General features: G+C 43.0%; 34 protein-coding genes. 30 read left to right on the top strand and 4 right to left on the bottom strand.

Going from position 1 to position 21,117, the window contains the following annotated elements; all coding sequences use genetic code 11:
- Window positions 1-24: 24 nt before the first annotated feature.
- Window positions 25-531, bottom strand: a complete 507-nt coding sequence (locus ABTV53_RS07285) for a PTS sugar transporter subunit IIA (RefSeq protein ID WP_433751963.1) — start codon at window positions 529-531, stop codon at window positions 25-27.
- Entirely contained in the window at window positions 528-1,412 is an 885-nt protein-coding gene (locus tag ABTV53_RS07290; protein WP_433751964.1) for a PRD domain-containing protein, read from the bottom strand. Before ABTV53_RS07290 ends, ABTV53_RS07285 begins: the two co-directional genes overlap by 4 nt.
- 296 nt (window positions 1,413-1,708) lie before the next feature.
- On the opposite strand from ABTV53_RS07290, the gene ABTV53_RS07295 reads away from it, so the two are divergent.
- The 30 genes from ABTV53_RS07295 to ABTV53_RS07440 all read left to right on the top strand — a co-directional run bounded on the left by ABTV53_RS07295 (window position 1,709) and on the right by ABTV53_RS07440 (window position 20,068).
- Window positions 1,709-2,419, top strand: a complete 711-nt coding sequence (locus ABTV53_RS07295; RefSeq protein ID WP_433751966.1) for an AAA family ATPase — start codon at window positions 1,709-1,711, stop codon at window positions 2,417-2,419.
- A gap of 77 nt (window positions 2,420-2,496) precedes the next feature.
- Window positions 2,497-2,985, top strand: coding sequence for a cysteine hydrolase family protein (locus ABTV53_RS07300; RefSeq protein WP_433751968.1), 489 nt, complete (start codon window positions 2,497-2,499; stop codon window positions 2,983-2,985).
- A 259-nt stretch (window positions 2,986-3,244) separates the two neighbouring features.
- Window positions 3,245-3,766 (top strand): GNAT family N-acetyltransferase, encoded by a 522-nt coding sequence (locus ABTV53_RS07305; protein WP_433751970.1) that lies wholly within the window; start codon window positions 3,245-3,247, stop codon window positions 3,764-3,766.
- Window positions 3,767-3,790: 24 nt separating this feature from the next.
- Entirely contained in the window at window positions 3,791-4,201 is a 411-nt protein-coding gene (locus ABTV53_RS07310) for a hypothetical protein (protein ID WP_433751972.1), read from the top strand.
- Window positions 4,202-4,350: 149 nt separating this feature from the next.
- Window positions 4,351-4,833 carry a hypothetical protein gene (locus tag ABTV53_RS07315; protein ID WP_433751973.1) on the top strand — a complete coding sequence of 161 codons (483 nt, stop codon included), beginning with the start codon at window positions 4,351-4,353 and terminating at the stop codon, window positions 4,831-4,833.
- A gap of 70 nt (window positions 4,834-4,903) precedes the next feature.
- Window positions 4,904-5,368 carry an NUDIX domain-containing protein gene (locus tag ABTV53_RS07320; protein WP_421898106.1) on the top strand — a complete coding sequence of 155 codons (465 nt, stop codon included), beginning with the start codon at window positions 4,904-4,906 and terminating at the stop codon, window positions 5,366-5,368.
- Window positions 5,369-5,416: 48 nt separating this feature from the next.
- Window positions 5,417-6,052 (top strand): zinc dependent phospholipase C family protein, encoded by a 636-nt coding sequence (locus ABTV53_RS07325; RefSeq protein WP_433751974.1) that lies wholly within the window; start codon window positions 5,417-5,419, stop codon window positions 6,050-6,052.
- Between the two features lie 47 nt (window positions 6,053-6,099).
- The gene (locus tag ABTV53_RS07330) at window positions 6,100-6,603 is read left to right on the top strand and encodes a DUF4188 domain-containing protein (RefSeq protein ID WP_433751976.1); all 504 of its coding nucleotides are present in this window, start codon (window positions 6,100-6,102) and stop codon (window positions 6,601-6,603) included.
- A 25-nt stretch (window positions 6,604-6,628) separates the two neighbouring features.
- Window positions 6,629-7,129 carry a hypothetical protein gene (locus ABTV53_RS07335; RefSeq protein ID WP_433751977.1) on the top strand — a complete coding sequence of 167 codons (501 nt, stop codon included), beginning with the start codon at window positions 6,629-6,631 and terminating at the stop codon, window positions 7,127-7,129.
- Between the two features lie 209 nt (window positions 7,130-7,338).
- Window positions 7,339-7,785, top strand: coding sequence for a LytTR family DNA-binding domain-containing protein (locus ABTV53_RS07340; RefSeq protein ID WP_433751978.1), 447 nt, complete (start codon window positions 7,339-7,341; stop codon window positions 7,783-7,785).
- Entirely contained in the window at window positions 7,782-8,192 is a 411-nt protein-coding gene (locus ABTV53_RS07345) for a hypothetical protein (RefSeq protein WP_433751980.1), read from the top strand. The genes ABTV53_RS07340 and ABTV53_RS07345 overlap by 4 nt, the downstream gene beginning before the upstream one ends.
- A gap of 15 nt (window positions 8,193-8,207) precedes the next feature.
- A complete protein-coding gene (locus tag ABTV53_RS07350; protein ID WP_433751982.1) occupies window positions 8,208-8,606 on the top strand; it encodes a hypothetical protein in 399 nt (132 codons plus the stop codon).
- Between the two features lie 40 nt (window positions 8,607-8,646).
- Window positions 8,647-9,039, top strand: coding sequence for a hypothetical protein (locus tag ABTV53_RS07355; protein ID WP_433751984.1), 393 nt, complete (start codon window positions 8,647-8,649; stop codon window positions 9,037-9,039).
- Between the two features lie 5 nt (window positions 9,040-9,044).
- Window positions 9,045-9,392: a hypothetical protein gene (locus ABTV53_RS07360; protein WP_433751985.1), complete on the top strand. Its 348-nt coding sequence runs from the start codon at window positions 9,045-9,047 to the stop codon at window positions 9,390-9,392.
- 242 nt (window positions 9,393-9,634) lie between these two features.
- A complete protein-coding gene (locus ABTV53_RS07365) occupies window positions 9,635-10,144 on the top strand; it encodes a hypothetical protein (protein WP_433751987.1) in 510 nt (169 codons plus the stop codon).
- A 59-nt stretch (window positions 10,145-10,203) separates the two neighbouring features.
- Window positions 10,204-11,046, top strand: a complete 843-nt coding sequence (locus tag ABTV53_RS07370; RefSeq protein ID WP_433751988.1) for an adenylyl-sulfate kinase — start codon at window positions 10,204-10,206, stop codon at window positions 11,044-11,046.
- A gap of 161 nt (window positions 11,047-11,207) precedes the next feature.
- Window positions 11,208-11,705, top strand: a complete 498-nt coding sequence (locus tag ABTV53_RS07375; RefSeq protein ID WP_433751990.1) for a YcxB family protein — start codon at window positions 11,208-11,210, stop codon at window positions 11,703-11,705.
- A gap of 15 nt (window positions 11,706-11,720) precedes the next feature.
- Window positions 11,721-11,906: a hypothetical protein gene (locus tag ABTV53_RS07380; RefSeq protein ID WP_433751992.1), complete on the top strand. Its 186-nt coding sequence runs from the start codon at window positions 11,721-11,723 to the stop codon at window positions 11,904-11,906.
- Between the two features lie 53 nt (window positions 11,907-11,959).
- A complete protein-coding gene (locus tag ABTV53_RS07385) occupies window positions 11,960-12,529 on the top strand; it encodes a phosphoglycerate mutase family protein (protein WP_433751994.1) in 570 nt (189 codons plus the stop codon).
- A gap of 185 nt (window positions 12,530-12,714) precedes the next feature.
- Entirely contained in the window at window positions 12,715-13,227 is a 513-nt protein-coding gene (locus ABTV53_RS07390; protein WP_433751996.1) for a nucleoside deaminase, read from the top strand.
- Window positions 13,224-13,598, top strand: a complete 375-nt coding sequence (locus ABTV53_RS07395; RefSeq protein WP_433751997.1) for a hypothetical protein — start codon at window positions 13,224-13,226, stop codon at window positions 13,596-13,598. Before ABTV53_RS07390 ends, ABTV53_RS07395 begins: the two co-directional genes overlap by 4 nt.
- A gap of 41 nt (window positions 13,599-13,639) precedes the next feature.
- Window positions 13,640-14,182, top strand: a complete 543-nt coding sequence (locus ABTV53_RS07400; protein WP_433751999.1) for a GNAT family N-acetyltransferase — start codon at window positions 13,640-13,642, stop codon at window positions 14,180-14,182.
- A 20-nt stretch (window positions 14,183-14,202) separates the two neighbouring features.
- A complete protein-coding gene (locus ABTV53_RS07405) occupies window positions 14,203-14,868 on the top strand; it encodes a Type 1 glutamine amidotransferase-like domain-containing protein (RefSeq protein WP_433752000.1) in 666 nt (221 codons plus the stop codon).
- Complete coding sequence (locus ABTV53_RS07410) at window positions 14,861-15,754, top strand: PhzF family phenazine biosynthesis isomerase (protein WP_433752002.1); 894 nt, start codon at window positions 14,861-14,863, stop codon at window positions 15,752-15,754. Before ABTV53_RS07405 ends, ABTV53_RS07410 begins: the two co-directional genes overlap by 8 nt.
- 25 nt (window positions 15,755-15,779) lie before the next feature.
- A complete protein-coding gene (locus ABTV53_RS07415) occupies window positions 15,780-16,541 on the top strand; it encodes an aminoglycoside adenylyltransferase domain-containing protein (RefSeq protein ID WP_433752004.1) in 762 nt (253 codons plus the stop codon).
- A 95-nt stretch (window positions 16,542-16,636) separates the two neighbouring features.
- Window positions 16,637-17,227, top strand: coding sequence for an HD domain-containing protein (locus ABTV53_RS07420; RefSeq protein ID WP_433752006.1), 591 nt, complete (start codon window positions 16,637-16,639; stop codon window positions 17,225-17,227).
- 134 nt (window positions 17,228-17,361) lie between these two features.
- Window positions 17,362-18,141 carry a hypothetical protein gene (locus tag ABTV53_RS07425; protein ID WP_433752007.1) on the top strand — a complete coding sequence of 260 codons (780 nt, stop codon included), beginning with the start codon at window positions 17,362-17,364 and terminating at the stop codon, window positions 18,139-18,141.
- Window positions 18,142-18,279: 138 nt separating this feature from the next.
- Complete coding sequence (locus ABTV53_RS07430) at window positions 18,280-18,960, top strand: zinc dependent phospholipase C family protein (protein ID WP_433752009.1); 681 nt, start codon at window positions 18,280-18,282, stop codon at window positions 18,958-18,960.
- Between the two features lie 98 nt (window positions 18,961-19,058).
- Window positions 19,059-19,481: a hypothetical protein gene (locus ABTV53_RS07435; RefSeq protein ID WP_433752011.1), complete on the top strand. Its 423-nt coding sequence runs from the start codon at window positions 19,059-19,061 to the stop codon at window positions 19,479-19,481.
- A 26-nt stretch (window positions 19,482-19,507) separates the two neighbouring features.
- Complete coding sequence (locus ABTV53_RS07440; protein WP_433752013.1) at window positions 19,508-20,068, top strand: GNAT family N-acetyltransferase; 561 nt, start codon at window positions 19,508-19,510, stop codon at window positions 20,066-20,068.
- Between the two features lie 112 nt (window positions 20,069-20,180).
- Here ABTV53_RS07440 and ABTV53_RS07445 read toward each other — a convergent pair whose 3' ends face one another.
- Together ABTV53_RS07445 and ABTV53_RS07450 are read right to left on the bottom strand one after the other, a co-directional pair.
- Window positions 20,181-20,408, bottom strand: a complete 228-nt coding sequence (locus tag ABTV53_RS07445; RefSeq protein WP_339303364.1) for a helix-turn-helix domain-containing protein — start codon at window positions 20,406-20,408, stop codon at window positions 20,181-20,183.
- A 20-nt stretch (window positions 20,409-20,428) separates the two neighbouring features.
- Entirely contained in the window at window positions 20,429-21,001 is a 573-nt protein-coding gene (locus tag ABTV53_RS07450) for a DUF2975 domain-containing protein (RefSeq protein WP_433752015.1), read from the bottom strand.
- Window positions 21,002-21,117: the final 116 nt, after the last annotated feature.

A 21,117-nucleotide genomic window follows, 5' to 3' on the forward strand; every position in this document is an offset into this window, starting at 1 on the left:
CTTCCTTTCTTTTTTTGATTTAGGTTATTTGGACAAGCTGACTTTCATGATAGTTCCCATGCCTGCTTCTACGCTGCCATACTCCGGGTGCGACTCCCATGGCTGTTCAGCCGCATTCGCAACGATGACAGGGGTGATGACTGGATAACCTGCCGAAGCGATCGCATTAAGGTCAAATTCAATCAGGGTCTGACCGATAGTGACCTCATCCCCGGTCTGCACTTGGGGGGTGAAGCCCTGTCCTTTCAGGCTGACAGTATTCATACCGATATGCAGCAGCAGCTGCAGCCCGGAAGCATGTTCAATCATTACGGCATGGTGCGATTTGATCAGGTGCACCACAGTGCCGTCGATAGGGGCGACCAGCCGTCCCTCCTGGGGAATCATTGCGACTCCCGGTCCCATAAGTCCTTGCGCGAACGCTTCGTCAGGCACTTCTTCCAAACTGACGCAGGTTCCGGTGAGCGGGGAGGCGACAGATATTGTTTCAGATGTTTTGGCAGATTTGTTGTTTTTCCATTTCCAGATCATTGTGTGTTGTCCTTTCTGTTGTTGGTTTTGGCATGGGTTTGAAAAAGCCGGTATAAATGCATCGCGAGAAAAGCCGTTTCTTCCTCGGGCACTTCTGTACCCAAATCCTCGGCCATTACAGCGCTCAGTTTTCTGGCTAGCTGGTATTCGGACATATATTCATTTTTCACATATTGTGCGAAGCTGGGGGCCGTCATCGGCTGCTGATACAGGCGTTCCATGGAGAAGCGCAGGTGTATCATGAGTCTTGCCTGGCTAAGGCTGCCCTGATCAAAGCGAATGCCACCCTCCTCTTCAATAATCGACTGAAGCTTGCTGATCACATTGGATACCTTAACCAACTGTCCGACAGGGACGTGATTTACGGAGGAGTACACATGGTATGTCAGGAACCCCGCCTCATCCTCCGGTATCTCTACGCCAAAAGCCTCTCCGATCATGGCCGCTGCTTCCGAGGCGATTTCGAATTCTTTCGGAAAACTGAGCTTTGTCTCCGTAAGGAAAGGATTCAGAATCTCCATCCCGTTGCGGATACGATATAAGGTGAACTGAATATGACTCGGAAGAGCAAGATAGATCTTGTCATTCAGCTTGCCGGGAAACTGATCAGCGATGAGGCGGATGATTCGGTCAGAGATGTCGATGACATTGGGGTCCAAGTCCCTCATCAGCTCCTGCGCCTGCCCCCATTCCTCCCGGTCTTCCAACCGGAACCTTTTCTCAATCCGCGGATCATCGGCCTGAATGGTGCTTTCTACCTTGAACGCAAATCCCAACCCTTTGCCAATCAGTACATACTCCTTGGTATTCTGGTGCGACCGGGCCAGAACAATATTACTGCCGACGACCCGTTCCACCTGCAGAATCATTTCTTTACTCACGGTTCACCGCCTCCTCGTTTCTAAAGTTAACGCTTTCATGCCTCCGGAACGCAAAAAGAGCCAAGAAGCGAGTATAGTCTCATGTTCGCTTCTTGGCTCATGCCCTCTGGGGTGGTAACACGCCAATTCATTTTATGTTTTTATCAGAACGTTCTTCCTACATAATATATAAGCTGATCTGCCACCGTCAACCATAATTTTTGTCATCCATCTGTTCGTAGTTTAATATAGGAATGTGTAACGAAAAGGTACCTGCCGTAGATGGAGCCAAATCTAATATGAATAGGAGTATGCCGATGTATCTTCGAAGTGTGGAACTCATGTCGGCCAAGATCGAGAATCGGGACCAATATCCTTTTGACATCCCCGCGATCCGGTCCTTGGAACGTTTGGAGCTCACGAATAACGTTACTTTTTTTGTAGGTGAAAATGGTTCAGGGAAATCTACGCTGCTGGAAGGCATCGCTCATCAATGTGGATTCAATACCGCAGGGGGCGGCAGGAATAATACCTATGAAACACATGCTTCGGAATCCTCGCTCGGGAATTATCTAAGGCTGGCATGGTTGCCCAAAATAACGAATGGCTTCTTCATGCGCTCTGAATCATTCTATCAATTCGCATCGCATGTGGATGAGATGCCGGAGTCGCTTCCATATTATGGCGGGCGTTCGTTGCATGAACAATCGCACGGGGAATCTTTTCTGAGTCTGTTCGTCAACCGCTTCAGTTCTAAAGGCATCTATCTGCTCGACGAGCCCGAAGCCGCTTTATCTCCAGCAAGGCAGCTCTCGTTATTGCGTATCCTTCATGATCTGTCAGGCACTTCACAATTCATTATTGCAACGCACTCACCTATTCTGCTCGGATATCCGGGGGCGGAAATTTTAAGTTTTGACGATAGCCATATACAAGAGGTAACCTATGAGGATACCGACCATTATCAGATTACTCGCAGCTTTCTGGAGAACCGCGACCGGATATTGAATGAACTTTTTAAGGACTAAATTAAGTTATTCGTTCGTGTAAACAAGGGAAAATACTAAACCATGCAACGTAAAATGTATTGTTGAGGAGCGATCGGATGAAAGTTGGTTTGCTAATTGTTGATATGCAAGAGAGTATTGTGCGGAAAAAGATGGACCAGACTTCGATAGACCATGCCTGCGAGTACATTAATCATGTGGCTAATGTGCTGCGCACGAATGGCCATGTGGTCGTTCACGTACAGGATGTGGAAGGTATGGAAGAGGCAGCGCCAGATGAGTATCGCATTATTCCCGAGGTAGATGTGAATGAGAAGGATATCACGGTTACGAAGGAAGCGTCCAATGCTTTCTGGCAGACTGATCTGGAGCAGATGTTGAAGAGTCATGGTATTGAACTATTGATTATCGCCGGGTTTGCCGCAGAGGAATGTGTTCTATTCACCTACAACGGAGCGATGGAGCGAGGTTTCCGGCCGGTGATGTTGCAAAATGGAATTCTTAGCACATATCGCGAAGCGGTGATGTCAACGTACAGAGATCGCAACGTGATCTCATATCCTGTGGTTGATTATCTAATTCAATAAGTGTTGGCTAAAGGCAAGTGGATATTTGGTGAAAAATAAAGATAAGATCAATAATTGGACTCTGTAGGGAGTCTTTTTTTGTACATATGTGCATGTCGACCGTGAATGTAAGGTTACTCTATGGTTTAAACCAAACTTTGCCTATATCTGCTCGGGTTGAAACGATATATTGAGAAACAGGGCACAGCAAGCTCGTTGTGGATATCGGGAAAGTCGTGTAGCGATCACTAAGCAACTCATAAACTAAGGGAGAGGTGCAATGAAGATGAATGTAGAAATTACGCGTATTTTGGCAGAACAAAAGGAATTGTTTCTCAATCTGTTCAACTTGTATTTATATGATCTGTCCGAATTCTCGGGCGAAGATCTGCTGGAAGAGGGTACATACGATCCAACCAACACGTATCTATATTTGGAACGCGATGAGTTGCATCCGTTTTTGATTCAGTACGATGGGAAAGTGATTGGATTCGTCCTGGTGTGTTCACCTCCATATGTGCCGGAAGAAGTGGATTATACCGTGCAGGAGCTGTTCCTGGTCAAAAAGTATCGCGGACAGGGACTTGCAGCACAGGCGGTCGACTTGGTTTTTGCTCAATTTCGGGGTTCATTCAAAGTGGAACAGCTTGCTAATAATGCGGCAGCAGTTTCATTCTGGAAAAAGTATTATGAGCAGCATCAGATTGAATATACTGAGTCTGAATATAACATTGAGATTGACAATATCACTGGCAGCCACCGGATTTTGTCTCAGACTTTTGTGCGTGAAAGAGAGAAATAATATGTAACTTAGTAGGTGATTAGCTTGTTTATTATCGTTGGAACTAAGGGGAATTTGAAGTGGATTTCAGGTGTATTTCAGGCAGAAGATGTCGCTAAACAGTACATGGATCTTATACCTGATGAGCTTAAGGTATACCAAGAATTCATTCAGATAGAGAACATCACCTATCCTTTTTATATTATAGAGCGTCAGGAATCTCTATTTAGGTTTCTAGGCAAAGATGAAGTGATTTCACTTTTCGATCATACGGAAGTATCAGAGGACGAAGATGAGGTGCACTTCAATATCTACACAGTGGATTCAGATTATAGACCGAAGAAACCTGGAACAGATTACATGGGAGCACTGAGGCATGATCATGTGACCAATGAATTTATAGAAATGTATCGAGAAGAAGGAACAGAATTTCTGAATAGACGAAGGGTTTTATGAATGTAAGGAAGTTTTTTCACGGTCCTATTTTGCTTCTCCTAATTTGGGAGTTAGATAGGATCTATTTCAATTTCCATTTACCAATACATGGGTTATGATGAATTAAGAGGAGTCTATGGGAGTGAGCGTGTAAGGGGGCGCATGTAGGTATGCCGAAGCATCATTTTGTTATCGAAAACAAATCGCAAGTAGACGGGAATATTCATACCTACTACTCATGGGATTCACAAGGGAGAATACATGGAAGTGGATTAACCACGGAGAATCATGCAACCTTGGAAGACGAATTCATTGCATACCTCTATGATTCTCTTCAATGGTTGGATACATGGAATCCATCTACCTGTATGCGATGTAGTGGACTGAACAACGATGGAATAACTGTTATTGAAGAACAGGATGCTTTGTTAAAGTTTCATCAACTGATTCGGGCTTGGATTGATGTGTTCAGCCATGCGCCAGATCCGATTGTTCTAACAGGGAATTACTGTTTTGATGAAAAAGAACAGAAGGGCTGCTACGAGAAACTCGTGTACAATAAAGTTGAATTAATCGACGAATTACATAAGCTTGCGAACATGGCAGTGTATGCAGGGGTAAATGGAAAATGTATTGTGCATTTTGGGATATAAATCAATAGAAATGTTTTCTGATTAAAATCGTATGCTGTTGAGAAGCAACCCAACAGAGAGGAGCAGAGATATGACTAGTCGTATTGTAGTTACGGGTGGAGCTATTATTCGAGATCATATGGGAAGGGTTCTGCTGCAAAAGAGATCAGATTATGGAGATTGGGGATTACCCGGTGGTGGTATGGAGCCAGGTGAACGAATCGAAGAAACCATGATTAGAGAAGTGAAAGAGGAAACAGGGCTTGAAGTGAGCTCTTATGAATTGTCCTCGATCTACACGGGTGAGAGGATGCACTATACGTATCCGGATGGAAATGAAGTAGTATTTGTAATGTTTTTATTTGACGTTATTGCGGAGTTGGAAGGAAAATTCTGTGATGATCAAGTAACTCTTTTATTTGAAGATGAACAAAAGGAATCATTACAGCTTGTTTTCAGATATCTTGATGAGATTGATATTTCGACAATAAACAATGTGCAGAAGCCTATATTTGTAGATTTGAAGCAAGGAGAGTCTAAACTATTACGCGAGTGATAGCGTTAATACAGTAGTTTTACATTGATATCGAAAGGAGTTTTTACATTGCCTTGGCCTATGGTTCATTTTGCAATTGCATCCGAATTGATCTCCGAGCCATCCCCGGAATTGTTATTGGGAAGCCTCGCTCCTGATTCCATCCATGTAAGAACCAATCTCCGTACCGAAAAGGCAAAAACCCACCTCATGCCAGAGGAAGGGAGATTTGCAACAGACGAAGAATTTAAAGCCTTTTTTGAGTCAAACAAACAGTTAGCTTATAGTGATCCCAAATTTTTGCAATATCTGTGCGGTTACATCGCCCACATCTATACGGATCGCGTGTGGACATTTGATATCTATCCTGCGTATGAAGTCCGCCCCAATGGAAGAAGCGTGTATACACATGATGTTAAGAAGCTGGAGTTTATGATTTTACGGAATCGGATCAAGGCCAACGATTGGTTAAGTGAGCTGAATGTGGGGAGAGCATTTGAATTGGGCGGACTGCTGGAAGCTGAGGTGTATCAGTATAGGGCAAAGAAACTTGAGTTTTTAGCTAACCCTGACAACGAACCTTTGGGTGACTTCAATATTATATCCATGGAAGCTATGGAGGAGTTCATACATACAACAGGATTAGCGCTAAAACAATTGTATACGGAATGGAATGTGTATGAAGTTTTATGTGAAAGGAAATAGCATGATGCAGAAAACAAATCTGGTTTTATGTTGAAAGGAGGAGTGACATGGTCAATATTCATAAGGGAAGATATTCAGCTCAGATTGAGGGAGAATTTGTTGTTTTTATCATCGGAATGAGGATTAATCGTCTGTGGGCTATACATAAATGGCTGCCTGTTCTACAGTCCATGGGGCCGATGATCAAAGAACTCTATATGAATCCGGAGACTGGATTTTTGAGTACAGAGTATTTTATAAGCTGGCGTGGGGTGACGCTACTACAATATTGGCGCTCTTACGATGAATTGGAGAAATACGCACGGGGCGGACTGCACTTGGAAGCTTGGAAAAGATTCAACCGCTCCATTGGTTCCGATGGAACGGTAGGGATCTATCATGAAACATACAAGGCTCAATCGGGTTCCTTCGAGACCATATACGCCAACATGCCCGAATTCGGATTAGCTAAAGCGTCTGAACATGTGCCTTCGACAGGGAAAATGGAGACATCCAGAAGCAGAATGGGCGGCGAGAATGAACCGGCAGTGGAAGCACCAGAGAATCCATAAAGTGGTGAATAGAGAGGAGCATGTTATGAAGGCTGGACTTCGACCAGAAGATATACATTCCAAGCAACTTAGCTGGCTGTGTATTGAACCCATGCTTGTTTCGGTACGGGGCAGAGATATGGCCGCCAAAACAGAGATATACCGACAGTTACATGAAGGGCAACAAGGTTTATTTTTGTTCTATTCCTATCACAATCACACGAAGAGTCTGGCAGAGTTTTATTGGTTCTCGGCATATAACATCACCCAGATCAAAAGTTGGAATGGAATAAAAAATGGGATGCGCTTTTTTCATTTAGATGAGATGGTGACTGTACTGGACCAGATTGAAAGTCTCATTACGGACCAAAATAAAGTGGGTGAAGAGTGGCGTGAGGTGCTAGCAACGGATCTGGAGAAGGACCCTATCCTGCTCCAGAGAACAGAGGCATTATATGCTGCATATCAGCTCGTGGCAGAAGCAGCTATAATACACATGAACAAGGTGATTCTGCAAAATCAGGAGATGTATCTGGAGGTTGAGTAGGTTAAGGCAGCACCATTATATGAAAAGAATAGCTCATGCCTTGAATGTTCTGGGATGAGTACATAGAAGAACTGCTCCTATGGAGTGGTTCTTTTTGGTATCTGTGCAGTGCCGATGCAACAAACCTGCAAAATCATGCAACAAAACGCAATACAGTGGGATTGTCGTAACTATGCTTGTAATATGAGTTGTGAGAGGAGGTCCAACACATGAAAGTCATTTTTGAAGAGGACACGGCAGTTGAAAAAAGGGTAGCCAAGGTCATTACACATCCGGAGGAGAAGTCGAAGTGGGATCGTATTCAGCAGGCGATCTGCGAATCAGAAACTCATTTAACGGTCATCCATGCCAAGAATAATCGCAATATGCAGATCCAATTGAGCTCGGTGGTTGCCTTTGAATCAGAGGATCGGATGTGCTGTGTCAGGGTGATCTCAGGTGAAAGATATTTGCTTAATAAACGTCTGAAATTTGTAGAAGAGGATCTGGATGACGTTCATTTTGTGAAAATCAATAATCAAACGATCATCAATACACGATACATCACCGCATTTTCTGCAACAGACCATGCACGAATTAAGGTAGACATGAACGATAACTCCAGTTACTTTGTCAGCCGATTTTATATTAAAAACTTTAGGGGGAAATTATCATGATGATTCAGCTTAGACAATCCTTTTTTCAAGTATTCACCGTTACTTCACTCTGGGCGACCTTGCTACTAACCCTATTCTATAATGATCAACGCATCGAAATGGGCTATCTGTGGAATATTGCCGGCATTTCAGCTATCGCAGCTGTGCTGTTTGGCGTGATGTACAATGCGCTCTGGAACTATTTTACGTTAAAACCGGTATGGAATATCGTTATTTCTTCCACATTGAATATTGCAGGAGGTATGGCGATGGTATGGTTGTTCTCGGTAGATATGTTCCAGTTCATCGCTCCCTGGTTCCCCGGCATGTGGTTATTATCTATCGTGCTGCACATCATCGCTTTTTATTTTTATGCTAGAATGGATAGCAGGAAAAAAGCGGAAGAGTTAAATAACATTCTCAAGTAGGTAAGGGGAACAAATATGAACGAGGAAGAACTATTGCAGTTGTACGGGTTGGAACCTGATGAGGTAAACCGGGAGGCCATTCGTCAGTTGCTTCATCAAGAGATGGAGAACTGGCAGTCAGAGGATAACGAAGTTCTGAAACTACTGTGCATCATGCTGTTCTGTATCGGAAATGTAGAGGACACCACGCTGATCTGGCAGGCCAAACAGAAGAATCAGGATACGAGCAGTTATATTGATGTGCAGTTATTATGTGGTGCAGGGTATGAGGAGACATTGTTTTACCTGGAAAATATGGATGGGGAACAGGCGCACGAGGAGTTGCTGTACCTTAGACAGTGCGAGCCGTATGATTTTGTTGATTTCTCCAAAGTGGAATGGGTCTCTGACTATAAACGATATTACGGTGTTTGAGGATAAACGAGCTAACGGACATATTGGAAGGAGGGGAAGTATGACAAGTTTGCATGACAACATCATATTAAGCTACGAAGTTGATTTAGAGAACGAAAGAATCAGGATGCGTACTCGTTCAAGTCATGCTGTGCCGAAAAATATGGATGTCTTATTCTCTGGTGTAATGGCCCATGCGTTTGATACACCGCTGCATGGCAGCATTATTCTGGATCTGGATGAGTGGGATTTAGGGCATTTTATCCCAAATAATCGCGAGTTATTGGAATCGGGGAAAGGTCAAGGCTGGCCTGTCAGTTATGATTCCGATGACGAATTACACACCCGGCTGATTGAGGAGAAATACAAGTACATGGTGATCTCATCCTCGTATGGATTGAGTGGTTGGGTTCTGGCCAAGAACGTAGAGATTTCTGTTCAAGAAGCGAGGTGAATGGGATGAAGCCTGAATACACGCAACATGGTAGCAAGAGGAAGACAGGACTAAGAACAGGCATTGTTGTATTTGTTGCTCTGCTCGTTTTTCTGGTCATGACCAATCCAAACGAAGAGGATTTTGTTGCCTGGCTCTCAAGTGAACATGGCATCCATGCTTCGTATAATGTGAATGAAGACAGTACGTTTACGCAGACAATCGACGGTGACGAAAAGAGGCTTCATTACAAAGGTGGACATATACGCCATATGGGAATCTTTTCAACGTATAGTTATCTTTTCTCGGATCATGAAGAAAAAGAGATCCTGATTGAAGCGGTTGGCATAATGAAAATGCTATTTAATAGATAGGTAGATTAATTTTTGGCAGTTAAAAAAGATGGACGAAATTTCTGCTGATATTCGCGCTCTTTGCATGAAGTAACTCGTGCAGAGAAGCGTGTTTTTGTGTGAAATGCGAGAGAAACAGAGATGGTTTACTTCTATGATTCGCAAATCCCACATTATGGGTTATGATGTACCATGAGAGAAAATTTTACATAGATAGGAAGTCTTCTTATGTAGAAGATTGGTGATTGGAGGGCGGGCTAATTATGAAAAAGTTAACCGTAGTTCCATTATTATTTCTGCTTCTGTTGGCTTGTCAGAACCAGGCAAACACTGAAGATGCACAGCAAACAATAGATTCCTCAACCTTAAATGTCACAGAAAAAGAGGCACAACAGAATGAAGAAATATCAACATCCCAAGAGAAGGAAGGCATCCCACCAGAGTACCTCGATGAAACAAGCTATACCGGGGACAAATTGGAAATTGTCAAACTTATGAATGCACGTATGCGTTATTTATACGAAAAGGATGAAGCAGCATATATGAGTCTGATTGATCCTGAATCTCCTATATTAGGCATGGGAAGATACACAGTTCTCAAGGTTACTTCCATGAGCGAGATAACTATACAGGAGCAGAGGAAGCTCTATCAGGCAGTGGTGATGGTTAACGAGATAAATGAGAAGGACGAAGAGTATAGCAATACGATGGTGTTTTGGAAAAAGAAAGAAGATGGCGATTCTGCGCAATGGGTTATTGCAGATATTGATTAATAGAATAATGTCTGACACATGGAAGATGCTTATCTTCACACAACATAAAGGGTGATGTAATGATGACAAGGCGATTAATACTGATTGAAGGATTACCGGGTTCAGGCAAGTCAACGGTTGCCCAAATGGTATCCGAAATTTTAAAGAGCCAGGGCAAGAAGGTACAACTATTTCAAGAAGGGAACCTGGATCACCCTGCTGATTACGAGGGCGTATCCTTTTATTATGCTGGAGACTTTGAAATTTTATTGACAAGACATGAAGAATACAGAGAAATTCTGGTAAGCAATGCAACTGCCCATGGCGATGGTTTTCTGATTCCTTATCGTAAGATGAGAGAACAATGGGGAATAGAGCTCCCCGATCACATCGTACAGGATATTTTCAACCGAGATATTTACGAAATTCCTTTTGAGCAGAATGTGAAGCTGATCACTGAGAAGTGGCAAGATTTTACCCAAAACGTGTTAAGCACGAATGATGACTGCATCACGATATTTGAGTGTTGTTTTATCCAGAATCCACTGACCATGGGTCTCGTAAAATGCAATCAATCCAAAGAGCAGAACGTGCAGTATGTATTGGAACTGGGGCGTATCATTCATGCGCTGAATCCGCTTCTCATCTATATCGACCAGAAAGATATATCCTTTACTTTTGATAAGGCAGTTCGTGAAAGACCGAAGGAGTGGTCAGAAGGTTTTATTAACTATTATACGAATCAGGGTTTGGGGCAAGCGCAAGGTTATCAGGGTGTTCAGGGTACGGTACAGGTTTTACAGGAAAGAAAGAAGCTGGAGTCCGAAATCTATGGGTTACTTCAGATGGATAAGGTTTGGCTGGATAACTCGGATTACGACCTGGAGGTTTGTAGGCGCAAACTGGAAAAAATTCTGGAGTAACCTTACGAAGTTATGAACATCGAGAGCAGGAGAACAAAACAACATGAACAAAACGTTATTTGAGCTTGTAAATGAAGTCGAAGATGGATAGCAGAATAATTTGATAGCGTCATTTTTGGAAGCTGTTTGGTAGATTATAACGAGTGGAGGAAGTTAGTAACATGATGCATATTCAGCTGACAGAAGAAGATTACTGGCAAATGAACAAATTTGCGATGTTTAAACTGTATGGGAAGGGGATGCTGATCGCTGTATGTGTGCTGCCTGTGGCTATTGCCATCCTATTTAGACAACTTGATTTTTCATGGATACAAGCTATTATTGCTGCGCTGCTTTGCAGTATATTTGCCAATGGTATGACCTACATACGAACCAAAAAGAAAATTAAGAAATTGGCACGTGAGAGCAAAGGAATACTGGGTGATCATCAGCTAGAAATCTCAGAGCAGGAGATTCGCTGGAGCAATGATATGACTTCAGGTGTAACACAATGGAAAGGTTTGGAGAGCTTCAGTGAGACAAAACAATATTTCTTTATTTTCATTAATAAGGCAAGTGCACATGTGATTCCGAAACGATCTTTTGAAACGGAGGCGGAAGCAGTTCGGTTTGCAGAACAGGTCAGAACATATATGAAAACTGCTCAGCATAATACATAACGGAGGTTTATTTTCATGGCTTTTTTTGAAGTAGTATTAATAGTTGTAACGGCTCTATTGTTGGTATTTGGTACAAAAACGAAACGTAAACCATTGCTTAAATGGGGGATAGCCAGTTTTATTTTATTGCTCGGACTCGTTATTTTTTCATTCATCACGGGATTCATAGATGGAGTGTCTGATGGATGGTCGGCAAGATGAGTATTTAGAAAACAAAAATATATCGGTTGAGCATCTTCAGGAATAGAGGGCTTATGGACATTACATTCATTCGTCATGGTCATGGCGAACACTTGATGGATTATCCAAACCAATTAAATTGTCTGCATCCTGGCCTCACTGAATTGGGAAAAATTCAGGTCATAGCGTTGCGTAAACAACTGGTTTTTGCGCCTGAAGACGTCATTTTGGTCAGTCCAACGAAACGTACTATTGAAACAGCACAACTTCTGATCCCTAACAAAAATCTTGTGTTCTTCAGCCCGCTGGTTGGCCCAAGAATGTTTCCTCAGAATCCGGAGTTTGTCCCTTTCGTCTGCGATCAGATCTATTCCAAGGAAGAACTCAGCCATAAGTATCCTGGCATAAGAATGGTTGAGCTGGGTTTGGATTGTTGGGAAGAAAGCATTAATCAGATGGGGGCATATCGATTCAAGATATTAGCTGAACAGCTTCTGGAGTGGTGCAGGAAACAGAGAGGCAACACATTTGTCATTACACATGACGGTACGATAACGAACTACAGGATGTTGCTCGGAGAAGAAGGGTTAACCAAAAGTGATTTTCTTGGTGAAGCAGGGCAGTACACAATGAGGAACGTTTAACGAGTAAAGAAGATCCGGTCATGACTTATTTTCCTAATATAGAGACTGAACGATTGCACCTTGGAGAGTTAACCATTGCGGACCGAAAGGTTGTGTATGAACATTTTACTAAACCGGATGTAACCCGGTTTATGCAGAAGGAATCTGTTTTTTAAGTAACAATATTGTACTTAGGGGGATATTCAATGAAGTTATCGGATTATGAATATTTAACTTTGGCTATGGAAGAAGCAGAGCAATCATTTATTGAAGGAACGTATCCAATTGGTGCGATAATCGTGGATGTAGATGGGAATGTCGTGAGTAAAGGCAGGAACCGGGTCTACTCTGCGTGCGATCCCACCGCACATGCTGAAGTGGATGCCATTCGTCGGGCCGGACAACATTTGCTGGATGTAGAGAAGAAGAGATACACGAAGAACGATCTGACACTGTATACTACCTGTGAACCTTGTCCTATGTGTTCCTGTACGATATTAATGTCGGGAATTAAAAAGATTGTATGGGCAGCGGATGATGAAGAGTACGGCGGGCTTCGACGTTTCAAGGAAGGACCTCATTTTATCCATATGTTTGACACGTTATCCTGTGTTGCGGCTCCCTATCTGGATTTGGAAAATAAACAGAGAGCTTTGCTCGCCAAATGGAATATTGGTAGAGGGGTGCTTAATACAGAGTGGGAGATGGAAAAACAATGAAATCTGTTCCGTTCTCTATACTTTTAGCTAGTGTCATTTTGGGGATCTCGTTTATTACTGGCTGCATGTTGTTAACGACTCAGGAGAGAAATAGTGAACCAACTCAGACAGTAGAACAAGAAGTGCCTAACGATAAAGCATTATTGACGATTCAAGAAACTGCCGAGTATCTGGGTATGACTGAAGAACAGGTGATGAGTATTATTAAGGCTGAGCAAGGGAGTTTCACGGTGGCAGGTTTCTTTGATGGAAGAATGTTTCCGTTCATTAAGGTTCAGGATAAATTTTTTGTGAGTAGAGTTGAGTTGGACTTGTGGGTTAAAGAAGCATCTGCAAGTCACAGAAGATATATTAACGGGCTGATGCAGTAGTCTATGGGAATGGTGGCATAATCCTAAGGAGGTGAATTCACATGGAATTCGTGGGACAGAAGATCAAAATAACCACAGTCACAGAGCAGGACCTCGACTTCATATGTCAACTTGAATGTGACACAAATATATGGAGCTTTGAGGAAACTGTTGAAATGGATGAGGAAAAGGTCTGTGAGAAATATCGCAGCCATTTTGCTGTCACAGATGAGAAACCGTATGCCTATGATTTCGTTATACGGCGTATGAATGATCCAGAGGATACACCCATTGGTATTGTTCAGATGTGGAGTTATGTGGATCACCGAAAAAGCTGGGAACTTGGATTTGCTGTACTTTCGGAATACGCAGGTAGAGGATACGGGAGTGAAGCTACCCGACTTTTGCTACAATTTGCATTCCAAGAGTTACAAGCTCATAAGGTCGTCGGCATGTGCAATTCACAAAACGTCCGCTCAGCGGCACTGATGCAGCATGTGGGTATGACACGGGAGGCCATCTTCCAGGAAGAGTTATGGTGGAACAATCAGTGGACAGACCAGTATTTTTTCTCGATTTTGGATAAAGAGTTTAAGCCAGTCTAATAGGTGGGGGAGGAAATCAGATGACTACGCTGGTTCTGCTAAGTGATTTGGTCTTCGAATCTAACGATAAATTGAATCAGAAAATACGAAGCGTATTCAACAGTGAACAGCCTTCCATCGGCTATATTCCTTCATGTTCTGATCCGGGGCGAAGGTATTTTGAGCACACTAGACGTTACTATAATCAAATAGGAATAGATAACATTCACTATTATGATCTTGATCTGGAGTATGATGAGAGCACATTTGGCTCTATTTTCGAGTGTGATGCAATTCATCTATCTGGCGGAAACACGTTTTATTTTCTAAGTCTATTACAGAAGAGAAATATGCTTGGTTTGCTTCATTCCTATGTGAAGAGGGGCGGCATGCTGATCGGGGTCAGCGCAGGCAGTATTCTAACTACACCTAACATAGAGATTGCTGGGTATGGGGAAGATGCAGATGAGAACAATGTAGATCTGAAAGATATGATAGCACTGGGTCTTGTTGATTTTGAGTTTGCACCGCATTGGGATGGTTCGGAAGATGCCCTGCAGTCATTAAGAGAGTATACTCGTATTAACCGTACGACAGTCTATGCATGTCAAGATGGTGGCGGGCTTGTAATGAATGGTGAAAGCGTAGAATTATATGGAAATGTGGTTCTCGTAGATAACAGAGAGAGTGGGTCTGTTGATGAGTGATGTTACGGTCTACCACTATGATGCTTTCTCCACAGTTCCTAGTCAAGGTAACCCGGCAGGAGTGGTCTTTGATGCTGATCATTTCAGTGAGGAGGAGATGCAGCAGATTGCTTATCAAGTTGGTTTTAATGAGACGGTATTTGTGTTGAACTCTGAAGTAGCTGACGTCCGATTACGTTATTTTACGCCGGGCCATGAGATTAATCTGTGTGGTCATGCCACAATGGCATCACTGTATGGTTTGAAGACGCGTGGTATGTTGGGTGACCAAGAGTTAATCACGATTGAAACCAATGTAGGTATATTGCCCATACGATTTGAGCGCGATGCCGACACCCTTTATATGGAAATGAAACAGGATCAACCGCAGTTTATACCGTTCCAGGGGGATATCGAGAAGCTGGTAAACGCCATAAACCTAACTCTGGATGATGTCGACCTTTCTACGCCAATTGTTTATGGGAGTACGGGAACGTGGACGTTATTAATTCCCATTCGTGAATTGAACTCTTTTATAAAAATGAAACCGGATTCTTCCTTGTTCCCAGGAATTTTAATTGAGAACCCCAAAGCTTCCCTGCATCCCTTTTGTTTTGAAACCCGTAACGCCGATGCCATGATGCATGCCAGACATTTTTCCTCCCCTTACTCAGGTACGACGGAAGATCCAGTGACTGGAACAGCCTCCGGGGTGATGGGCGCATATTATTTAACCTATGTGAAACCGGAGATCGATAAGGTACAGTTTGTGGTAGAACAAGGGCATGAGATTGGAAGAGATGGAAAGGTTCAAGTGAATGTGATTCGGGATGGTGACGACATGGATGTCAGAATGAAGGGGACAGCTGTATTTGTACGTGAACTAAACGTTGAATTGGATACCTGATCTATACATAAGGGAGTTGCTTCTGTTGAATGAAAAGACGGTTATAGATAGCGTTACTCATGTCTTGAAAGAAGAATTAACGGATGCCTTGGTGGGAATCTATTTACACGGTTCCATGGCCATGGGATGCTTTCATCCAAATCAGAGTGATATCGATATATTGGTCGTTAGCCAAGAAAAGCGATCTGCCGACACCTATCGAAGGATTGCACAAAAGTTAATGCAGATCGAAGATGAGATGCACATTACGAAAGGTTTTGAACTCAGTATCGTACTGGAATCTACAGTTGGTGCTATGGCATATCCTACTCCTTTCGAGTTTCATTACTCTGCTTATCACCGGGAGAAATATCGGACGGATGAGCAATATCTATGTGGTGGATATGAAGATCCTGATCTGGTAGCTCATATGGCGGTCATCTATGATCGAGGTATTGTACTCGCCGGTAAACCCATTAAGGACCTGTTCCAACCGGAAAATCGTGAACATATGATTGCTTCAATTACATCGGACGCGAGTTCAGCTTTGGAAGAAATTGTGGACAACCCAGTCTACTATGTACTGAGTCTGTGCCGTGTTCTTTTATACGTGAGAAATTCGGTCATTCACTCCAAACGAGAAGCAGGAGAATGGGCGCTCACAGAGCTTCCCTCTAAATACAAGGATGTCATCTCACAATGCCTTGCGAAGTACAATGGTGATTTGGAAAATGTGAATTTGAGTGAATCCGTACTTCTGGAGTATGCGGAATATATGTTGAATCAGATCCAAGTGAAGGGAGATTAACATTGCCTATATCGGTAAAGGATATCTGCTTGATGATGAAGAGACGAGAATCTATGAATATCAGATTCAATTACTGACATGAAGGAGGATGTGCTGTGAGCGAATCATTACAGGATCAGATTCAATTTCTCATTGAGATTGATAAACTCAAAACGATTGAACGGAGAACAAGAATTATGCATGGTGAGAGACTTGAAAATGATGCGGAGCATTCCTGGCATCTGGCGATGATGGCTTTGGTTCTACAGGGTCACGCCAACAAGGATGTGGATATCCTCAAAGTCATTAAGATGCTTCTCGTTCATGATCTGGTTGAGATCGATGCCGGAGATACCTTTGCCTACGATGCGGTGGGGAATACGGATAAATATGATCGTGAAATCAAAGCGGCGCATCGGCTGTTTGGTATGTTGCCTAAGGCACAGGCTGAAGAACTACTCCAGTTATGGTTGGAGTTTGAAGCAAAACAGACACCTGAAGCGCAATTCGCCTCCTCTCTCGATCGGTTGCAGCCTATTATCCACAACCATCAGAATGAGGGAGATACATGGCAGAAATATAACATTACAAGTGATCAGGTGTTAAACAGAAACCGTGAGATTGCGAACGGTTCCGAGACATTGTGGGAGTATGCGCAGCAGCTTATTCAGAAATCCGTGGACCAGGGAAACTTGACCCAATCATAAAAGTGTACATTGGAGAGCATTTTTTAACGTTCACCATCTCATACTCGAACAGGATTATCATTTTTCTCTCAGTGTTTTATCTTTTCTATTCTAGTATGATTAACGCATCATTCCAGTAAAGAGGGGTTCATGACATGGATGCTTTTTTAGAGCAAATTAACGAATTAAACGAGCTTCAGAAAGACTTGGTTAGCCTACATCCTTTATTTGCAGAACATTACCCAGTGGTTGTCGCCTATGAGGCTTTATTATATATCTATGATTATTCTTCCAAGACGCAACAATACGTGTGGGTAAAGACGGTGCCGGATGATTTATATATTCCAGATGAATGCCTTGCCGCCATGCCAGTGCCTCATATGGACGGACGAATGTGTGCGATCGTAACGGATGCAGCGTTCAAAGATCTGGAGCAGAAAGTCTACCTGTTCCACGAATATGTTCATTGTTATGTATATGAGAAATATGATGAACGGTTCGTGAATCGTCTTCAGATTAAGCATAAAATGGACCAACTGAAGCGTGTAACATGGGAACTGGATTATGAATTTCCGTATGAAGACGAAATCGTTGTGGAGCGGATTAACTCATTGTTGTCTGCTTTGAAGAGTAAAGACCTAACAGAAATACAAACAGCTAGAAAGGCGTTGTTCCATTCATTAAATGAAGAGCAAGCCGAGTATTGGAGCTGGCTGGAGTGGAACGAAGGTTACGCAAGGTATGTTGAGAATCTAATTCGGGCAAAATTCGGACAGGAAAGCAATCATTTTGGAGATACAGCTCCGTATAATCGTCTGGTATTCTATGAGTGTGGGTCGGAATATATTAGTCTGCTCGTAAAGGAACAGCCGGAGTACCATACGGATCTGGAGCAGCTGTTTGATCGGATGCAATTGGAGAGAATTCAGGGATAGTCACATATTACACGGTGAAAAAAGCTGGAACATAGCGGAGTCTCACTATTCGAGTGATCTGTACGTTGCACCAGTAGGGTATATCGTTTCTTTTCCTAAGTATAGTAGAATACTTTCCGATAAAAGGAGATCAACTCTATGCCGTTACCTATGGTTCATCTCAATATCGCTAATCGAATTGCAGACTTGCTGCAAATGCAGGCTGCACAAGGTTCATTCTATCTGGGGAACATCGCCCCGGATTCCATACATATGCGTGAAGGTACAACCAGAGAGGATAAGCAGTATACCCACTTCAATCCGGAGGACGAAGGAGATTACGCTGGACGACTTCAGGAACTCTATTCATCCTATGTTCAACAACTTACCGATGAAGGATGGAAGTGGTTTGTGCGAGGATACTTTATGCATGTGCTGACAGACTATTACTGGTTCCGGAGTGTGCATCCTGAATTCGTCGAACGGCTCAACAAGGCAGACTTGCCCATAGGTACGAGAAGATCCAAGGAAGAACTGTCGCGTTTATATTATCAGGAGACAGACCAGATCGATTTCAATCTCTATCAAGGTTCAAGTTGGAGCGAAGAGGTATGGCAGGTGCTCAACAGCTCACCGGGTTATGACATGACGGATCGTTTAACTGCTGATGAGATTATTCGCTGGCGGGACCACACGTTTTCTTTTTTGAATGGGGAAGAACCGGGAATAACTCCTGAGTTCATTACGGGTGAGAGAGTTCAGGTATTTGTGGAAGAGACCGTAGAGCGACTGATCTCTATGTTGTCTTCATGGGACCCGGAGTTACGTAACTGGATATGAATACAGATAGTTAGTGCAGTTGAGTCATTAGATGCTGCAATGGTTACTTCTCTATTCATTACTTGTCTATTTAACACGAAGTCGGGGAGGCACGCAATATGGTGAGATATATAGGAGTGCTGCTCGCAGTCGTCATTGCCTCGTTCATTGCAGGGTGCAGCAAACCAAATGAATTGAACGTGGAAGAAGGGCTTCCTGTACGGATCACTTTAACGTGTAATCCCAACCTTGCTTTGGAACCATGCCAAGATGTTGAGTTTGATCGATCTGACGAGATACGGATCGTGATGGAGGCCATACATAAGGCAGAGCGTATGCCGGGTATTCTTGATTATGGTACACAGTACGTTATGAGCATAACAGATGCGGACAGCTCGATAACACGGTATGATTTTTCATTAGGAATGGATCCCAAGATGCAAGGCTTGTTAGTAAACCAGGAAGACACGCACACTGGATATAGCATATCCCTTGAGGATGCGAATCAACTAAGAAGACTGATTCAGCGACGTACAGATTAAGAAGGTATAGGAACGGAGAAGAACCTGTGGATGACCAAATTACCATTGAACCTATGACACGATTGGATGCAGAGGGAGCGTATCACGTGTTCGAGACAACGATCCCCGCAGCATTCGAACAGGAGGGTATAGGCTCACTTCTGAATGATATCCAGGATGAAATAACACACAAAAAAGCGATGATTCACACGGCATTGCAAGCAAAGGACAACATCAAATCAAGTGTGTTTTTCCTCGTCGCCAAGAGGGGAGATGTTATTGTAGGCACGATCTCGTATGGACCTTGTGGTGAGGAGATTCGAGAATGTACAGAGGGCCGAGTAAACGACATTGGAGAACTGGGTAGCCTGTACGTGATGCCCGAGGTTCAAGGTCAGGGGATTGGTTCGGCGCTCATACTGGCACTGGTTAACGAATTGCAGCGGCGTGGAATTCAGCAATTCTGTCTGGATAGCGGTTATCAGATTGCACAAAAGAAGTGGCAACGTAAATTCGGTGAACCCTATGTGGTGGCAAAGAACTACTGGGGTGAAGGAATGGATCATATGGTTTGGTTGTGTAAAGTAGAGAATTTTATAGTAAAATGAACAAAAGAGATGACAACCTGTATTGTACAGGGGTCATCTCTTTTACTGGTTAAGTCCAACTAAATATTTTTAGTAAAACTTGTATGGCCAAATCTTTTGCATCAATCGTGGACTATTCTTCGTACAGTGTATCATGTGTGTCTTCGATGTACTCCAGCAGATCACCAGGTTGACATTGCAGGGCTTTGCAGAGTGCATTCAAGGTGGTGAAACGAATGGCCTTACCATTTTCATTTTTCAGGATCGAAAGATTGGCTGGAGTAATGCCTACGATTTCAGACAGCCGGTTCAGTGACATCTTCCGCTCTGCCATCATCACATCCAATTTGATACGAATCAACGTTATCGCCTACTTTGCGGTTAGATTGTATTTTTATTTTCCTCTACGGCGTGAACGGCTTTCTTCAGTGCGGAAGCAATGATTAGAAGAACCACTCCGCCCAGTACAAAGTCGATATACGACAGGGAACCCACCATCAGTTGACCATTGGTGATGTCTAGTTTACTCAATGCTTTGGAGAACAGGAGATCGTCGGAATAGGAAAAGAGGGAACCCATCACGATGATGAAGAGGCCAAGTCGAGATAAAATGGCAACATTCTCGTACATGAACAAACTGTTATTCCCCACATGACGAAGAAGGCGATGCATATACCATAGAAACATGTGAGCCAGTACTATCATACTCATGTTTGAGAGGAATGAAAGTCCGATAAATCCTGGTTCCGTATACAATACCGGGTCCTGATTAAAGGTAATGTACCCATAACTGAATATGGGTTGAAAGGGCCCTAAGCTCTGTGTGAACCCGCTGTCTGGGAACCAAAGATGTGCGACATGATCCATAATAATAAAGAAGGTAACAATAAATAGTGCATAAAACAAGATCTTACAAATTTTAGATCCAACACTAAACATCCAATTCGATTTCATAATAAACCCCTTTGACAATTAGTTTGAGGAAGGTGTAGTGGCCGCCTCTTAACCTTAATATACGGGGAAGAAATATAAAAATCAATAATTATTTATTGATAAACGATAAAAATATA

The organism is Paenibacillus amylolyticus, from assembly GCF_050990605.1.
GTDB classification, from domain to species: Bacteria; Bacillota; Bacilli; order Paenibacillales; family Paenibacillaceae; genus Paenibacillus; species Paenibacillus amylolyticus_H.

Bases quoted from the DNA above. Each gene is read 5' to 3' on its own strand.
- ABTV53_RS07285 (WP_433751963.1), bottom strand. From the start codon at position 531: ATGATCTGGAAATGGAAAAACAACAAATCTGCCAAAACATCTGAAACA.
- ABTV53_RS07295 (WP_433751966.1), top strand. From the start codon at position 1,709: ATGTATCTTCGAAGTGTGGAACTCATGTCGGCCAAGATCGAGAATCGG.
- ABTV53_RS07300 (WP_433751968.1), top strand. From the start codon at position 2,497: ATGAAAGTTGGTTTGCTAATTGTTGATATGCAAGAGAGTATTGTGCGG.
- ABTV53_RS07305 (WP_433751970.1), top strand. From the start codon at position 3,245: ATGAAGATGAATGTAGAAATTACGCGTATTTTGGCAGAACAAAAGGAA.
- ABTV53_RS07315 (WP_433751973.1), top strand. From the start codon at position 4,351: ATGCCGAAGCATCATTTTGTTATCGAAAACAAATCGCAAGTAGACGGG.
- ABTV53_RS07320 (WP_421898106.1), top strand. From the start codon at position 4,904: ATGACTAGTCGTATTGTAGTTACGGGTGGAGCTATTATTCGAGATCAT.
- ABTV53_RS07330 (WP_433751976.1), top strand. From the start codon at position 6,100: ATGGTCAATATTCATAAGGGAAGATATTCAGCTCAGATTGAGGGAGAA.
- ABTV53_RS07335 (WP_433751977.1), top strand. From the start codon at position 6,629: ATGAAGGCTGGACTTCGACCAGAAGATATACATTCCAAGCAACTTAGC.
- ABTV53_RS07340 (WP_433751978.1), top strand. From the start codon at position 7,339: ATGAAAGTCATTTTTGAAGAGGACACGGCAGTTGAAAAAAGGGTAGCC.
- ABTV53_RS07345 (WP_433751980.1), top strand. From the start codon at position 7,782: ATGATGATTCAGCTTAGACAATCCTTTTTTCAAGTATTCACCGTTACT.
- ABTV53_RS07350 (WP_433751982.1), top strand. From the start codon at position 8,208: ATGAACGAGGAAGAACTATTGCAGTTGTACGGGTTGGAACCTGATGAG.
- ABTV53_RS07355 (WP_433751984.1), top strand. From the start codon at position 8,647: ATGACAAGTTTGCATGACAACATCATATTAAGCTACGAAGTTGATTTA.
- ABTV53_RS07360 (WP_433751985.1), top strand. From the start codon at position 9,045: ATGAAGCCTGAATACACGCAACATGGTAGCAAGAGGAAGACAGGACTA.
- ABTV53_RS07365 (WP_433751987.1), top strand. From the start codon at position 9,635: ATGAAAAAGTTAACCGTAGTTCCATTATTATTTCTGCTTCTGTTGGCT.
- ABTV53_RS07370 (WP_433751988.1), top strand. From the start codon at position 10,204: ATGATGACAAGGCGATTAATACTGATTGAAGGATTACCGGGTTCAGGC.
- ABTV53_RS07375 (WP_433751990.1), top strand. From the start codon at position 11,208: ATGATGCATATTCAGCTGACAGAAGAAGATTACTGGCAAATGAACAAA.
- ABTV53_RS07380 (WP_433751992.1), top strand. From the start codon at position 11,721: ATGGCTTTTTTTGAAGTAGTATTAATAGTTGTAACGGCTCTATTGTTG.
- ABTV53_RS07385 (WP_433751994.1), top strand. From the start codon at position 11,960: ATGGACATTACATTCATTCGTCATGGTCATGGCGAACACTTGATGGAT.
- ABTV53_RS07390 (WP_433751996.1), top strand. From the start codon at position 12,715: ATGAAGTTATCGGATTATGAATATTTAACTTTGGCTATGGAAGAAGCA.
- ABTV53_RS07395 (WP_433751997.1), top strand. From the start codon at position 13,224: ATGAAATCTGTTCCGTTCTCTATACTTTTAGCTAGTGTCATTTTGGGG.
- ABTV53_RS07400 (WP_433751999.1), top strand. From the start codon at position 13,640: ATGGAATTCGTGGGACAGAAGATCAAAATAACCACAGTCACAGAGCAG.
- ABTV53_RS07405 (WP_433752000.1), top strand. From the start codon at position 14,203: ATGACTACGCTGGTTCTGCTAAGTGATTTGGTCTTCGAATCTAACGAT.
- ABTV53_RS07410 (WP_433752002.1), top strand. From the start codon at position 14,861: ATGAGTGATGTTACGGTCTACCACTATGATGCTTTCTCCACAGTTCCT.
- ABTV53_RS07425 (WP_433752007.1), top strand. From the start codon at position 17,362: ATGGATGCTTTTTTAGAGCAAATTAACGAATTAAACGAGCTTCAGAAA.
- ABTV53_RS07430 (WP_433752009.1), top strand. From the start codon at position 18,280: ATGCCGTTACCTATGGTTCATCTCAATATCGCTAATCGAATTGCAGAC.
- ABTV53_RS07435 (WP_433752011.1), top strand. From the start codon at position 19,059: ATGGTGAGATATATAGGAGTGCTGCTCGCAGTCGTCATTGCCTCGTTC.
- ABTV53_RS07450 (WP_433752015.1), bottom strand. From the start codon at position 21,001: ATGAAATCGAATTGGATGTTTAGTGTTGGATCTAAAATTTGTAAGATC.